The sequence below is a fragment of the Bacillus kalamii genome, assembly GCF_047238185.1.
Taxonomy (GTDB): Bacteria; Bacillota; Bacilli; order Bacillales; family DSM-1321; genus Bacillus_AD.
Map to the genome: position 1 here is coordinate 737,794 of NZ_JBDFMI010000006.1, position 13,773 is coordinate 751,566.

10 protein-coding genes, 9 tRNA genes and 3 rRNA genes are annotated in these 13,773 nt (G+C 44.6%); 19 read left to right on the forward strand and 3 right to left on the reverse strand.

Annotated features, from left to right (window positions below):
* Positions 1–107 precede the first annotated feature (107 nt).
* The 3 genes from ABC357_RS21470 (at position 108) to ABC357_RS21480 (ending at position 2,515) form a co-directional block, all read left to right on the forward strand.
* Entirely contained in the window at positions 108–554 is a 447-nt protein-coding gene (locus ABC357_RS21470; RefSeq protein WP_412889573.1) for a DUF2521 family protein, read from the forward strand.
* A gap of 62 nt (positions 555–616) precedes the next feature.
* Positions 617–1,330: an N-acetylmuramoyl-L-alanine amidase CwlD gene (cwlD, locus tag ABC357_RS21475; RefSeq protein WP_412889574.1), complete on the forward strand. Its 714-nt coding sequence runs from the start codon at positions 617–619 to the stop codon at positions 1,328–1,330.
* Positions 1,331–1,456: 126 nt separating this feature from the next.
* Positions 1,457–2,515: an Mrp/NBP35 family ATP-binding protein gene (locus tag ABC357_RS21480; protein ID WP_412889575.1), complete on the forward strand. Its 1,059-nt coding sequence runs from the start codon at positions 1,457–1,459 to the stop codon at positions 2,513–2,515.
* Between the two features lie 125 nt (positions 2,516–2,640).
* Here ABC357_RS21480 and gerD read toward each other — a convergent pair whose 3' ends face one another.
* Positions 2,641–3,279, reverse strand: a complete 639-nt coding sequence (gerD, locus tag ABC357_RS21485) for a spore germination lipoprotein GerD (RefSeq protein ID WP_412889576.1) — start codon at positions 3,277–3,279, stop codon at positions 2,641–2,643.
* A gap of 142 nt (positions 3,280–3,421) precedes the next feature.
* Here gerD and ABC357_RS21490 point away from each other — a divergent pair, with 142 nt between their 5' ends.
* Positions 3,422–4,078 (forward strand): KinB-signaling pathway activation protein, encoded by a 657-nt coding sequence (locus ABC357_RS21490; RefSeq protein ID WP_412889577.1) that lies wholly within the window; start codon positions 3,422–3,424, stop codon positions 4,076–4,078.
* 40 nt (positions 4,079–4,118) lie between these two features.
* Here the strand turns inward: ABC357_RS21490 and pdaB are convergent, their stop codons facing one another.
* Positions 4,119–4,871, reverse strand: a complete 753-nt coding sequence (gene pdaB, locus ABC357_RS21495) for a polysaccharide deacetylase family sporulation protein PdaB (RefSeq protein ID WP_412889578.1) — start codon at positions 4,869–4,871, stop codon at positions 4,119–4,121.
* A gap of 132 nt (positions 4,872–5,003) precedes the next feature.
* Here pdaB and ABC357_RS21500 point away from each other — a divergent pair, with 132 nt between their 5' ends.
* From ABC357_RS21500 to rocF, 14 genes are all read left to right on the forward strand, one after another.
* Positions 5,004–5,216 carry a hypothetical protein gene (locus ABC357_RS21500; protein WP_412889579.1) on the forward strand — a complete coding sequence of 71 codons (213 nt, stop codon included), beginning with the start codon at positions 5,004–5,006 and terminating at the stop codon, positions 5,214–5,216.
* A 349-nt stretch (positions 5,217–5,565) separates the two neighbouring features.
* A 16S ribosomal RNA gene (locus ABC357_RS21505) occupies positions 5,566–7,116 on the forward strand.
* A gap of 217 nt (positions 7,117–7,333) precedes the next feature.
* Positions 7,334–10,269: ribosomal RNA gene (locus tag ABC357_RS21510) — 23S ribosomal RNA — on the forward strand.
* Between the two features lie 126 nt (positions 10,270–10,395).
* Positions 10,396–10,511: ribosomal RNA gene (gene rrf, locus ABC357_RS21515) — 5S ribosomal RNA — on the forward strand.
* The 16S, 23S and 5S rRNA genes sit together here with 9 tRNA genes alongside, the layout of an rRNA operon.
* Positions 10,512–10,520: 9 nt before the next feature.
* Positions 10,521–10,595: transfer RNA gene (locus tag ABC357_RS21520), tRNA-Asn, on the forward strand.
* A gap of 6 nt (positions 10,596–10,601) precedes the next feature.
* Positions 10,602–10,674 (forward strand) — tRNA-Thr (locus tag ABC357_RS21525).
* Positions 10,675–10,699: 25 nt separating this feature from the next.
* Positions 10,700–10,774 (forward strand) — tRNA-Glu (locus ABC357_RS21530).
* 18 nt (positions 10,775–10,792) lie between these two features.
* A tRNA-Val gene (locus tag ABC357_RS21535) sits at positions 10,793–10,868 on the forward strand.
* A gap of 15 nt (positions 10,869–10,883) precedes the next feature.
* Positions 10,884–10,956: transfer RNA gene (locus ABC357_RS21540), tRNA-Thr, on the forward strand.
* 16 nt (positions 10,957–10,972) lie between these two features.
* Positions 10,973–11,056 (forward strand) — tRNA-Tyr (locus tag ABC357_RS21545).
* A 78-nt stretch (positions 11,057–11,134) separates the two neighbouring features.
* Positions 11,135–11,209 (forward strand) — tRNA-Gln (locus tag ABC357_RS21550).
* A 7-nt stretch (positions 11,210–11,216) separates the two neighbouring features.
* Positions 11,217–11,289, forward strand: a tRNA-Lys gene (locus ABC357_RS21555).
* A 16-nt stretch (positions 11,290–11,305) separates the two neighbouring features.
* A tRNA-Ala gene (locus ABC357_RS21560) sits at positions 11,306–11,381 on the forward strand.
* Between the two features lie 541 nt (positions 11,382–11,922).
* Positions 11,923–12,825: an arginase gene (gene rocF / locus ABC357_RS21565; protein ID WP_412889580.1), complete on the forward strand. Its 903-nt coding sequence runs from the start codon at positions 11,923–11,925 to the stop codon at positions 12,823–12,825.
* A gap of 30 nt (positions 12,826–12,855) precedes the next feature.
* Here the strand turns inward: rocF and ABC357_RS21570 are convergent, their stop codons facing one another.
* A complete protein-coding gene (locus tag ABC357_RS21570) occupies positions 12,856–13,020 on the reverse strand; it encodes a Spo0E family sporulation regulatory protein-aspartic acid phosphatase (protein WP_412889581.1) in 165 nt (54 codons plus the stop codon).
* 172 nt (positions 13,021–13,192) lie between these two features.
* On the opposite strand from ABC357_RS21570, the gene sigW reads away from it, so the two are divergent.
* Positions 13,193–13,756, forward strand: a complete 564-nt coding sequence (gene sigW, locus ABC357_RS21575) for an RNA polymerase sigma factor SigW (RefSeq protein WP_412889582.1) — start codon at positions 13,193–13,195, stop codon at positions 13,754–13,756.
* The last annotated feature ends 17 nt before the right edge of the window (positions 13,757–13,773 follow it).

Below are 13,773 nucleotides of genomic sequence, written 5' to 3' on the forward strand. Positions count from 1 at the left end.
GCAGGATTTAAAACAGGATTTCTTCCAGACACTAGGGATATGCAATGATCCATAGGTAAGAAATCAGAAGGGGGTAAAGCCTCCGGTACAAAAAAGAGGTGATTTGGATGGGAATGGTCATCCATTCGTTTACAGATAAACGGAAAGAAAGGCAGATAGGGTATGAGCGGAAGGTATTGAAGGAAATCACGCCAAAGGCATTAAAGGCCCGTTTTCAGGCTCTTTTGAATAAACAGCACGGTCTTGGAATCACACATTCGCAAGTGCTGGAGGAAGGATGCTATGATGTGGCAATCGAATCTTATTTACTGGGGGCTAATTTCAGTAAATTTGGTTTTTACGGCGAAACATATGAGGATGTGAAAGCAAGGTGCAGCCACGAAGAAAAGCATTTAATAGATACACTCTTCAATTTTATTCTCTATTGGGGTAAAATCAGCGACTTCGATCTGTATAATGATTCTTTGTATTATGAATGTGAACAGTATGTTAGCGATTGGTGGGCGGAAGGCTTCCATAAAGGAGCGAAGCGTTATCGGATGCGCCTGCATTAAAGGTTCTAAATCCTTTGCTCGTCCCATAATGTATCTGTAGGATGAGCGGGAGGGATACGGACATGTGGAGCAGATTAAAATATACAGGCTTAGCTATCACGATTGTGGCAGTATTTTTATTAGTGACATTTCGTTTTGTTGGCGAATACTCTTGGAACGCCTGGAACTTGCCTTTATCGGGAAAGGTGATCGTCTTAGACGCCGGGCATGGCGGCCCTGATGGGGGAGCGGCAGTAAAGGGCGTAGTGGAAAAGGATATTTCCTTGCCCATTACGAAAATGGTACGTGATTATTTGCAGGAGCAGGGTGCCATTGTTATTATGACAAGGGAAAAAGATAAAGATTTGGCAGGCGATACTGCCGGGTACAGAGCGCGCAAAAGGGAAGACCTGAAGAAAAGGGTGGAACTGATCAATAATTCCCAAGCCGACCTTTTTTTGAGTATCCATTTGAATGCATTTCCTTCCAGTAAATATAGCGGGGCACAAACATTTTACACGATGCGCTATAAAGAAAATAAAGCAGCGGCCACATTTATTCAGCAGGAATTGAAGTCTAATCTCGAAAACACCAATAGAGAGGCGAAATCCATCGATCATGTCTATTTGATGAAGCATTCAATGAAGCCTGGCGCCCTTGTGGAAGTGGGCTTTCTTTCAAATGACCAGGAACGTGAACGATTAAAACAAGCTGCTTACCAAGATAAAGTAGCCGCTTCTATATATAAAGGCATCATGCGTTATTTTACGGAAGATCCCTTGGAAGAAAAGGAATAAGAGCGCTTCTGGATAAGTTAATCTAATTAACGATTATTTACTTATATGGCAAGACCCCATCCTTAGTCGGTGAAAATAATTATGGTATACTGTTGATGAAAACGAAATCAAAAGAGGGGTGCGATAATGGTTACTGAGCAACAAGTGAAAGAATTAGTTGGGAATCTTAAGGATCCTATTCTACATATAAGTTTGGCGGAATCCAACGGGATTGACGAGATAAAAATCAAGCCTGAAAAAAACCATGTCAGTGTAAAACTTTTATTGGCTAAAACAGGGACGCCTGAGCAATTGCAGCTGCAAATGCAAGTTGTCAATATGCTGAAGGAAGCTGGAGCTGAATCTGTAGGGATTCGCTTTGGGGAATTACCTGAGGAAGAATTGCAGAAGCATAGGGTAAACCCGAATGAAGATGGATTGGGATTGCTTTCGCCGAATTGCAAAACTAAATTCCTTGCCATCGCCAGCGGAAAAGGCGGAGTAGGAAAGTCGACTGTTTCTGTAAACTTGGCTGTCTCATTGGCCCGTCTTGGCAAAAAGGTTGGCTTGATTGATGCAGATATCTACGGATTCAGTGTGCCTGACATGATGGGTATCACAAAACGCCCGGTTGTTCGTTCTGAAAAAATCATTCCTGTTGAACGTAAAGGTGTTCAAGTTATTTCTATGGGCTTCTTTGTAGAAGACAATGCGCCAATCATCTGGAGAGGACCAATGCTTGGCAAAATGCTGACAAGCTTCTTTACTGAAGTGGAATGGGGCGATTTAGATTACCTATTGCTGGATTTACCTCCAGGAACAGGTGACGTTGCTTTGGATATCCACAGCAAACTGCCTGCATGCAAAGAAATAATCGTAACCACACCGCATCCTACTGCTGCATTTGTTGCCGCCCGTGCCGGCGCTATGGCGCTTCAAACAGACCATGAAGTCATCGGTGTAGTGGAGAATATGTCTTATTTTGAAAGCAAAGTGACCAAAGAGAAGGAATACGTTTTTGGTTCAGGCGGCGGAGAAAAACTGGCTGAAGAATTGCGGACAGTCGTTCTTGGAAAATTGCCTTTGCAGCAGCCTGATTGGAATGAAGAAGATTTTGCACCATCCATTTATGAGCCCGACCACAAAGTCGGAAGCGTTTATATGGATATCGCCAAGAAAGTGGCTGCTATTCTCGATAAAGAATAAAATAAGAAAACAAGATATATGGCATACCTTGTTGAATGAAATAAAAAGGAGCAGACGCATCAACGCATCTGCTCCTTTTCTGTGTAAGCGGGATGAGCTTGTACGGTTTAACCGCCGCTTTTCTGTTATTCCCCACTCGATTCTTTTTGGCTGCTGCCTTTGCTTGCGGATGAGTTGTCCTGGCTGGAGCCATCGCCGGCTTTTTTCTTAGATTCCGCCGGCAGTTCCTCGGCAGCTTTGATGAGCAACGTTTCCAATTTTGCTTTTACTAATGGACTATCCATCGTTTCCAGCAACACCTTTTTCACTTCATCGCGCATTTTGCTACTTTTTAAAAGCGACAATAATTCTTTTTCCATTTCGGGATCTTTCCACATTTGCATGAGCAATTTTTGATAATCAGGATCTTTCATTAAATCCTTTAATACTTTTTTATGCTCCGTTTCGAGCCCTTTGGCATAGCTGCTCACGAATTTGGGGTCTTTGAACATCTTCTCCCAAAATTTTTTTGCTTTGTCGGAAGTAAGGTTTTGTTCTATAGCTTCTTTTACTGTTTTCTGATCCATCACCATTTCATTTTTGACTTTGTCACTGGAAAGAACGTCTTGGATGGCTTTTTTACCATCATCTGTTTTCAGTATATCGACAACCATTTTTTTGGTTTCTTCATAATCCATTTTATTATCTGTTTCCGTTTGTTTTCCGGAGCAGCCTGACAAAACCAATACTAATAAAAAGGGCAGGACTGTGAATGTATATTTCATGATGCGGTCTCCTTTATATGCAAATTACTATAGTTAATATGAGAATAATGAAGAAAATTATTCATTCAGTCGGGAAGTTGTGGTATTTTCTACAAGCAATTGGTACAATTATTCATTATAGCAAAATATTGGAGGAACAAAGGTGAGTAGTCGTAATCTAGTACGTTTGTTTTTAACAACTCTGTTGCTGGGTGGATTATCTACAGGAATTATTGGCTTTGTGGTCAGATGGGATAAGTATCAAGATATTTTTGCTGCCGGCGCGATTGGTGACATTATTGCTGCGTTTATTTGGTTTATTGGTGTAGGATTGATTTTCAGCGTAATTAGTCAAATGGGCTTTTTTGCTTATCTGACTGTTCACCGTTTCGGATTGGGCCTGTTCAAGAGTTTATGGAGCCCTGTTCAAGTTATCCTGACTATACTTGTTGTTTTTGATTTGATTTATTTTCGGTTTCTCAGCTTTGGGAAGGATGACGGTGTCATAAAGTACGCCATTTTAGGAATTTCTTTATTGGTGGTCGGATTCATCATCGCACTTATTAAAGCGAAGATAACCAATAAAAAGGCATTTATTCCTTCTTTATTTTTTATGGTCGTTGTGACTGTTATTGAATTGGTGCCTGTATTGCGGGTAAATGCAAATGATTGGCTGTATTTTATGATTATTCCATTGGTTATATGCAACAGTTATCAGCTCTTAATCCTTCATAAAATAAATAAAAAGTCAGAAGAAGAACTGGCAGCCAAACGGGGAAAGGCTAGCCAAACAGTTAAGAATAAAGTGCAAAAAGCATAAAGAAAGAGAGGCTGAGATGATCAGCCTCTCTTTCTTTATGCTATTTTACTTCTTCCGTTTTGACAGATGAATTTGAGAGCATTTCAGATACAGTGACAATCTTAAGCCCTTTGTCCCTAATGCTAGACAGAATTTCAGGGAGAGCTTTAGCTGTTTGTTTGGCAGAGTCGGAGGCGTGGAACAATAGTATGTCCCCCTGCTTTGTTTCATCGATATTTTTTACAATGCGGGCAACTCCTGGATTGGTCCAATCTTTTGAATCAATGCTCCAATGTACAATGGTAAAGCCGAATTTTTCACTGATATTTAATAACCGTTTATCGAAATGCCCAGTAGGAGCACGTAGATAGTTAATGTCTGTTATGCCTAATTTGCGGAAGGCTTCTTTGGCTTTCATAATATCACGGGTAATTTCTTCACTTTCTGCCTGGGAGTAATCAAGATAATTATAGCCAAGCATTCCTACTTCATAGCCTTGGTCGATAATTTGTTCCAAAATGTGCGGGTGCCGCTCTGCCCAGGAACCTGATAAAAAGAAGGTTGCATTTCTTACATTATTGTTTTTCAGTGTTTGTAAAATAGCAGGCGCTTTTTCATCGCCCCAACCGATATTGAATGTTAGTGCAACATTCCTTTCACCTTTATAAATAGCTTTAGGTCCACTTTTGGTAGAAAAGACCGGGTTACCAGGACCGTACTGTACATATAGGAACCAGGCAGTGACAAATGCAAGTGCAAGAAAAAAAAGATACTTTTTCACTTTCTTGGCCTGAATAGTCATAAAAAAATTCACAATCATCCCCCCATCAAACTCTATATAAAAAGGGTATGCTTGTACGTTTCCTATATGACACTCCATGTACATATTTTTGGAGCGATTGGAGCAGGATATAGGAATCTGTTCGGAAAGTGAGGGCTTAAATGGATGTTAGGATTGTTGATCAGCCAAAAAGAGCGTGAGGAAATAGAGTATCTTCTTAAAAGGGAGTTGGATGAGTTATTATATGATTTTAAGGATGAGCGCCTTGAGGGGATTGTCAGGCGCGCCATGGAAGAACGCTATCACATCTTGTTCCGGCTCTTTATGAAAGTGGCTCCGCCGCAAGTATGTATGAAGTACGCAAGATCTAGAAAATAAAATGTATGATTCTATTTAAAAAAGTGATTGACTTCGTTATATTCTCTTGGTATATTTATAAACGTCGCTGAAACAACTAAACAAACGCTTTGAAAAAACAGTTGAAAAAGTTGTTGACAGTGAACTTCCTAAAATGTTATATTAATCAAGTCGCTGCTGAGCGGCATGAAAACATTTTTCAAAAAAAGATTGACACAAAAAAGAAGCTATGTTAAAATAAAAAAGCTTCTTATGAGCAATCAATAATGTTCTTTGAAAACTAAACAAGACAACACGTCAACGTTAATTCTAAACGAAGTTCCAACAGAGTTGGAACAAACAAGTTTTATTTTATGAGCAAGTCAAACACTTATTGGAGAGTTTGATCCTGGCTCAGGACGAACGCTGGCGGCGTGCCTAATACATGCAAGTCGAGCGGACAGAAGGGAGCTTGCTCCCGGAAGTCAGCGGCGGACGGGTGAGTAACACGTGGGCAACCTGCCTATAAGACTGGGATAACTCCGGGAAACCGGGGCTAATACCGGATAGTTTCTTCCTCCACATGGAGGAAGAGGGAAAGATGGTTTCGGCTATCGCTTATAGATGGGCCCGCGGTGCATTAGCTAGTTGGTAAGGTAACGGCTTACCAAGGCAACGATGCATAGCCGACCTGAGAGGGTGATCGGCCACACTGGGACTGAGACACGGCCCAGACTCCTACGGGAGGCAGCAGTAGGGAATCTTCCGCAATGGACGAAAGTCTGACGGAGCAACGCCGCGTGAACGAAGAAGGCCTTCGGGTCGTAAAGTTCTGTTGTTAGGGAAGAACAAGTACCAGAGTAACTGCTGGTACCTTGACGGTACCTAACCAGAAAGCCACGGCTAACTACGTGCCAGCAGCCGCGGTAATACGTAGGTGGCAAGCGTTGTCCGGAATTATTGGGCGTAAAGCGCGCGCAGGCGGTCCTTTAAGTCTGATGTGAAAGCCCACGGCTCAACCGTGGAGGGTCATTGGAAACTGGGGGACTTGAGTACAGAAGAGGAAAGCGGAATTCCAAGTGTAGCGGTGAAATGCGTAGATATTTGGAGGAACACCAGTGGCGAAGGCGGCTTTCTGGTCTGTAACTGACGCTGAGGCGCGAAAGCGTGGGGAGCAAACAGGATTAGATACCCTGGTAGTCCACGCCGTAAACGATGAGTGCTAAGTGTTAGAGGGTTTCCGCCCTTTAGTGCTGCAGCAAACGCATTAAGCACTCCGCCTGGGGAGTACGGTCGCAAGACTGAAACTCAAAGGAATTGACGGGGGCCCGCACAAGCGGTGGAGCATGTGGTTTAATTCGAAGCAACGCGAAGAACCTTACCAGGTCTTGACATCCTCTGACACTCCTAGAGATAGGACGTTCCCCTTCGGGGGACAGAGTGACAGGTGGTGCATGGTTGTCGTCAGCTCGTGTCGTGAGATGTTGGGTTAAGTCCCGCAACGAGCGCAACCCTTGATCTTAGTTGCCAGCATTCAGTTGGGCACTCTAAGGTGACTGCCGGTGACAAACCGGAGGAAGGTGGGGATGACGTCAAATCATCATGCCCCTTATGACCTGGGCTACACACGTGCTACAATGGATGGTACAAAGGGCAGCGAAACCGCGAGGTTTAGCCAATCCCATAAAGCCATTCTCAGTTCGGATTGCAGGCTGCAACTCGCCTGCATGAAGCCGGAATCGCTAGTAATCGCGGATCAGCATGCCGCGGTGAATACGTTCCCGGGCCTTGTACACACCGCCCGTCACACCACGAGAGTTTGTAACACCCGAAGTCGGTGGGGTAACCTTTATGGAGCCAGCCGCCTAAGGTGGGACAGATGATTGGGGTGAAGTCGTAACAAGGTAGCCGTATCGGAAGGTGCGGCTGGATCACCTCCTTTCTAAGGAAATTAGAAGAATGTTACGTGACTGTCTTGTTTAGTTTTGAGAGAGCATCATCTTTCTCAAAACTCAGTTGGATCAGCTTAGGCTGGCCGACAACATTGTTCCTTGAAAACTAGATAACAGTAAAGTAAACAAACACACCAAGTAACACCATCATTTCTTGCGAAATGATTTGAAGTACGCTTTGTACAACAAAGCGCCACTGACCATAATGGTTAAGTTAGAAAGGGCGCACGGTGGATGCCTTGGCACTAGGAGCCGATGAAGGACGGGACTAACACCGATATGCTTTGGGGAGCTGTAAGTAAGCTTTGATCCAGAGATTTCCGAATGGGGAAACCCACTGTTCGTAATGGAACAGTATCCTTACCTGAATACATAGGGTATGGAAGGCAGACCCGGGGAACTGAAACATCTAAGTACCCGGAGGAAGAGAAAGCAAACGCGATTTCCTGAGTAGCGGCGAGCGAAACGGAAGATAGCCCAAACCGAAAGGCTTGCCTTTCGGGGTTGTAGGACACTCTATATGGAGTTACAAAGGAACGGGGTAGATGAAGAGGCATGGAAAGGCCTGTCAAAGAAGGTAACAACCCTGTAGTCGAAACTTCGTTCCCTCTTGAGTGGATCCTGAGTACGGCGGGACACGAGGAATCCCGTCGGAAGCAGGGAGGACCATCTCCCAAGGCTAAATACTACCTAGTGACCGATAGTGAACCAGTACCGTGAGGGAAAGGTGAAAAGCACCCCGGGAGGGGAGTGAAATAGACCCTGAAACCGTGTGCCTACAAGTAGTCAGAGCTCATTTATGAGTGATGGCGTGCCTTTTGTAGAATGAACCGGCGAGTTACGATTACATGCAAGGTTAAGTTGAAGAGACGGAGCCGCAGCGAAAGCGAGTCTGAATAGGGCGAATGAGTATGTGGTCGTAGACCCGAAACCAGGTGATCTACCCATGTCCAGGGTGAAGTTCAGGTAACACTGAATGGAGGCCCGAACCCACGCACGTTGAAAAGTGCGGGGATGAGGTGTGGGTAGCGGAGAAATTCCAATCGAACCTGGAGATAGCTGGTTCTCTCCGAAATAGCTTTAGGGCTAGCCTCGATTGTTAGAGTCTTGGAGGTAGAGCACTGATTGGACTAGGGGCCCTCATCGGGTTACCGAATTCAGTCAAACTCCGAATGCCAAAGACTTATCATCGGGAGTCAGACTGCGAGTGATAAGATCCGTAGTCAAGAGGGAAACAGCCCAGACCACCAGCTAAGGTCCCAAAGTATACGTTAAGTGGAAAAGGATGTGGAGTTGCTTAGACAACCAGGATGTTGGCTTAGAAGCAGCCACCATTTAAAGAGTGCGTAATAGCTCACTGGTCGAGTGACTCTGCGCCGAAAATGTACCGGGGCTAAACGTATCACCGAAGCTGTGGATGCATACCGTATGGTATGCGTGGTAGGAGAGCGTTCTAAGTGCTGTGAAGTCAGACCGGAAGGACTGGTGGAGCGCTTAGAAGTGAGAATGCCGGTATGAGTAGCGAAAGAAGGGTGAGAATCCCTTCCACCGAATGCCTAAGGTTTCCTGAGGAAGGCTCGTCCGCTCAGGGTTAGTCGGGACCTAAGCCGAGGCCGAAAGGCGTAGGCGATGGACAACAGGTTGATATTCCTGTACCACCTCTTTATCGTTTGAGCAATGGAGGGACGCAGTAAGATAGAGTAAGCGCACTGTTGGATATGTGCGTCTAAGCAGTTAGGCTGGCAATGAGGCAAATCCCATTGCCGTGAAGGCGGAGCTGTGATAGCGAGGGAAATTTAGTACCGAAGTTCTTGATTCTACACTGCCAAGAAAAGCTTCTAGCGAGATAAAAGGTGCCCGTACCGCAAACCGACACAGGTAGGCGAGGAGAGAATCCTAAGGTGTGCGAGAGAACTCTCGTTAAGGAACTCGGCAAAATGACCCCGTAACTTCGGGAGAAGGGGTGCTCTGGTAGGGTGCAAGCCCGAGAGAGCCGCAGTGAATAGGCCCAGGCGACTGTTTAGCAAAAACACAGGTCTCTGCGAAGCCGCAAGGCGAAGTATAGGGGCTGACGCCTGCCCGGTGCTGGAAGGTTAAGAGGAGAGGTTAGCGCAAGCGAAGCTTTGAATCGAAGCCCCAGTAAACGGCGGCCGTAACTATAACGGTCCTAAGGTAGCGAAATTCCTTGTCGGGTAAGTTCCGACCCGCACGAAAGGCGTAACGATCTGGGCACTGTCTCAACGAGAGACTCGGTGAAATTATAGTACCTGTGAAGATGCAGGTTACCCGCGACAGGACGGAAAGACCCCGTGGAGCTTTACTGCAGCCTGATATTGAATTTTGGTACAGCTTGTACAGGATAGGTAGGAGCCTTTGAAGCCGGAGCGCTAGCTTCGGTGGAGGCGTCGGTGGGATACTACCCTGGTTGTATTGAAATTCTAACCCGCACCCCTTATCGGGGTGGGAGACAGTGTCAGGCGGGCAGTTTGACTGGGGCGGTCGCCTCCTAAAATGTAACGGAGGCGCCCAAAGGTTCCCTCAGAATGGTTGGAAATCATTCGTAGAGTGCAAAGGCATAAGGGAGCTTGACTGCGAGACCTACAAGTCGAGCAGGGACGAAAGTCGGGCTTAGTGATCCGGTGGTTCCGCATGGAAGGGCCATCGCTCAACGGATAAAAGCTACCCCGGGGATAACAGGCTTATCTCCCCCAAGAGTCCACATCGACGGGGAGGTTTGGCACCTCGATGTCGGCTCATCGCATCCTGGGGCTGTAGTCGGTCCCAAGGGTTGGGCTGTTCGCCCATTAAAGCGGTACGCGAGCTGGGTTCAGAACGTCGTGAGACAGTTCGGTCCCTATCCGTCGCGGGCGTAGGAAATTTGAGAGGAGCTGTCCTTAGTACGAGAGGACCGGGATGGACGCACCTCTGGTGTACCAGTTGTCTTGCCAAAGGCATCGCTGGGTAGCTATGTGCGGACGGGATAAGTGCTGAAAGCATCTAAGCATGAAGCCCCCCTCAAGATGAGATTTCCCATAGCGTCAAGCTAGTAAGACCCCTGAGAGATGATCAGGTTGATAGGTTCGAGATGGAAGTGTGGCGACACATGGAGTTGACGGATACTAATCGGTCGAGGACTTAACCAAATTGTTGTTTGATTTACTTTTGACTCTGTTATCTAGTTTTGAAGGAATAAATTTCTTCTTGAAACATTTATAGAGCATATTATAATAGATATTGTCCTGTAAATGAAAAAGCAATAGGCTCAATTGTCTGGTAATGATGGCGAAGAGGTCACACCCGTTCCCATTCCGAACACGGAAGTTAAGCTCTTCAGCGCCGATGGTAGTTGGGGGTTTCCCCCTGCGAGAGTAGGACGTTGCCAGGCTCATATTGTTCCGCAGTAGCTCAGTGGTAGAGCACTCGGCTGTTAACCGAGCGGTCGTAGGTTCGAATCCTACCTGCGGAGCCATTTATTGCTTCCATAGCTCAGCAGGTAGAGCACTTCCATGGTAAGGAAGAGGTCACCGGTTCGAGTCCGGTTGGAAGCTTCATTCAACGAGATCTTCATAATTTGGCCCGTTGGTCAAGCGGTTAAGACACCGCCCTTTCACGGCGGTAACACGGGTTCGAATCCCGTACGGGTCACCATTTAAAATATATTTTTTTGGAGGATTAGCTCAGCTGGGAGAGCATCTGCCTTACAAGCAGAGGGTCGGCGGTTCGATCCCGTCATCCTCCACCATATTTTTCTTACAATGCCGGTGTAGCTCAGTTGGTAGAGCAACTGACTTGTAATCAGTAGGTCGGGGGTTCGACTCCTCTTGCCGGCATCTTCAACTTAATATCGGAGGGGTAGCGAAGTGGCTAAACGCGGCGGACTGTAAATCCGCTCCTTTGGGTTCGGCAGTTCGAATCTGCCCCCCTCCACCATTTTTTTAGTGGACAAGTTATATATTATCTTGATGAAGGATACTATAAACTTACCACCTATTTTTATGTTATAATCTTTGGGCTATAGCCAAGCGGTAAGGCAACGGATTTTGATTCCGTCATGCGAAGGTTCGAATCCTTCTAGCCCAGCCATTTTTATGAGCCATTAGCTCAGTTGGTAGAGCATCTGACTTTTAATCAGAGGGTCGAAGGTTCGAATCCTTCATGGCTCACTCTTTATACAATATTGGGGCCTTAGCTCAGCTGGGAGAGCGCCTGCCTTGCACGCAGGAGGTCAGCGGTTCGATCCCGCTAGGCTCCACCATTACACTACATACTATTATTCAGTGTTAGCCTTTCAAAGGTTTAACACTTTTTTTTATGAAAAAAAGTGGTTCTTTACTAAATGTAAGGGTGTCCCAAACATGATAAGCGATTATCTTTTCAAGCTATATTAAGCAATATATAGGAAATAACTCATATGAAGGAATAGAGTAGATAGATGAGCGAGGGTACCCTTTATGTCCCGCTTGTATAAAGAGGAACTGGCCATCTGCTTTGATGGAATACATAGAAAATGAACAACTATAGCTAGTAAATACAGTCGAATCGCGCACCGGATGGTTCCAAAAATAGGCATTCGCACGCAATCTAGACTGGGAATAGAAAAAAACCACTATTGATGATGGAGCATAGTTTCCAATACTTACTACTTTTTTACTACATGTATAAAATATTGAATAAATTTATGATCCATAGCAATATGAGGCTTTTGTGCGTGAGTAAATATACAAAATAATGCAGAGTTGAGTCATTTGTTCCATATACGATAAAATATGTATATAACGTTTTGAAAGGGGTTTCATATGAAAAGGGAGATTTCAATTATAGGGGTACCGATGGATTTGGGGCAAAGTCGCCGTGGAGTGGATATGGGTCCAAGTGCTATCCGCTATGCAGGTGTAATTGATCGACTTGAAAGATTGAATTATACAGTTGAAGATTTAGGGGATATAGCTATACCATCAAGGGAAAATAAAATAGATGCAGATGGCAGCGGCATAAAAAATTTGGAACAGGTTAGTGAAGCAAGCTGGAATATTGCTAAGGCCGTGGATGAGGTATTGGTGAAAGAAGGGTTTCCTTTATTGCTTGGCGGAGACCATAGCATGGCTATGGGAAGCATAGCAGGGATAGCTAAGCATTATAAACAATTAGGCGTTATTTGGTATGATGCCCATGGAGATTTAAATACATTGGAAACCTCTCCTTCCGGAAATGCACACGGTATGCCATTAGCAGCAAATCTTGGTCTGGGGCATCCGAAATTGACCAATATTCTAAATTACAGCCCAAAGTTAAAGCCAGAGAATATTGTAATCATTGGAGCCAGATCGTTGGATGAAGGGGAAAGGCAGCTTATAAAGGAAAAGAACATAAAAGTATATACGATGCACGAAATTGACCGTAAGGGAATGACGGCTGTGATGGCTGAGACAATCCAGTATTTGAAGGAAAGGACTGACGGGGTTCATTTATCGCTTGATTTGGACGGTTTAGATCCAGATGATGCACCAGGAGTCGGAACACCGGTTATGGGAGGCATATCATACCGTGAGAGCCATTTAGCGATGGAGATGTTGGCTGAATCCGACATAATCACTTCTGCGGAATTTGTAGAAGTAAATCCGATTTTGGATGAACGGAACAGAACAGCTGCCACTGCTGTAGCATTAATGGGATCTTTATTCGGGGAAACATTGTTATAAGGGAAAAATAAGAAGCAGGGCTTAAATAAGCTACTGCTTTTTTGTTAGGTGTAAATATTTAATAATGAGATTATCTAATTCTGTACTGATCTGGACAACTTGGTGATCGTTAAAAGAAGTAGCAGCAGCAAGGAATATCATTCTCTCTCTAGTAGTTTCAATAGTGTTTAATAACTGGCTCACTTCGGCGGGCATAAGTAAGTCCTCCTTCTGGAAATAAATGTTTCCACGGTATTTACCCAGTGTTTTTATATATTAAACCTAAAATGTGAAAAAATGATAAAATAAAAGAAATATTTATTTGAAACCTTTATGCATGGCATTCGTAAATAACGTATAGCCGCATAGGGCGGAGGTTAAGTGGGAAATGGAATTACTCGTAAAACAAAGGATTAAGGATGTCTTAAAGGGAGATCATAATGCCTTCGGTGAAGTGGTTGAAATCTATAAAGATAAAGTTTTTCAACTATGTTATCGAATGCTCGGGAATCGGCATGAAGCCGAGGATATGGCCCAGGAAGCTTTTGTGAGGGCTTTTGTCAATATCCATAGCTTCAATATCAAACGTAAATTTTCTACGTGGCTTTACCGAATTGCCACTAATTTGTGCATTGACCGGATCAGGAAGAAGAAACCTGATTATTATTTGGATGCAGAGATAGCCGGAGCAGAGGGGCTTAATATGTATTCCCAGGTTGCATCAGATACGAAGATGCCCGAGGATGAAGTCGAAAGCTTAGAACTCCAAGATCGAATTCAAAAAGAAATCCTTAAACTTCCGGAAAAGTACCGTACAGTTATTGTCCTTAAATATATAGAAGAATTATCGCTAAAGGAAATCGGAGAAATTCTTGATTTGCCCATCGGCACTATTAAAACCCGTATCCATCGTGGGCGGGAGGCATTAAGAAAGCAATTAAGCAATTTATAAAAGAGCAGGTGACAATT

Coding starts and splice junctions, on each gene's coding strand:
- ABC357_RS21470 (WP_412889573.1), top strand. CDS start 108: ATGGGAATGGTCATCCATTCGTTTACAGATAAACGGAAAGAAAGGCAG.
- cwlD (WP_412889574.1), top strand. CDS start 617: ATGTGGAGCAGATTAAAATATACAGGCTTAGCTATCACGATTGTGGCA.
- ABC357_RS21480 (WP_412889575.1), top strand. CDS start 1,457: ATGGTTACTGAGCAACAAGTGAAAGAATTAGTTGGGAATCTTAAGGAT.
- gerD (WP_412889576.1), bottom strand. CDS start 3,279: ATGAAATATACATTCACAGTCCTGCCCTTTTTATTAGTATTGGTTTTG.
- ABC357_RS21500 (WP_412889579.1), top strand. CDS start 5,004: ATGTTAGGATTGTTGATCAGCCAAAAAGAGCGTGAGGAAATAGAGTAT.
- rocF (WP_412889580.1), top strand. CDS start 11,923: ATGAAAAGGGAGATTTCAATTATAGGGGTACCGATGGATTTGGGGCAA.
- ABC357_RS21570 (WP_412889581.1), bottom strand. CDS start 13,020: ATGCCCGCCGAAGTGAGCCAGTTATTAAACACTATTGAAACTACTAGA.
- sigW (WP_412889582.1), top strand. CDS start 13,193: ATGGAATTACTCGTAAAACAAAGGATTAAGGATGTCTTAAAGGGAGAT.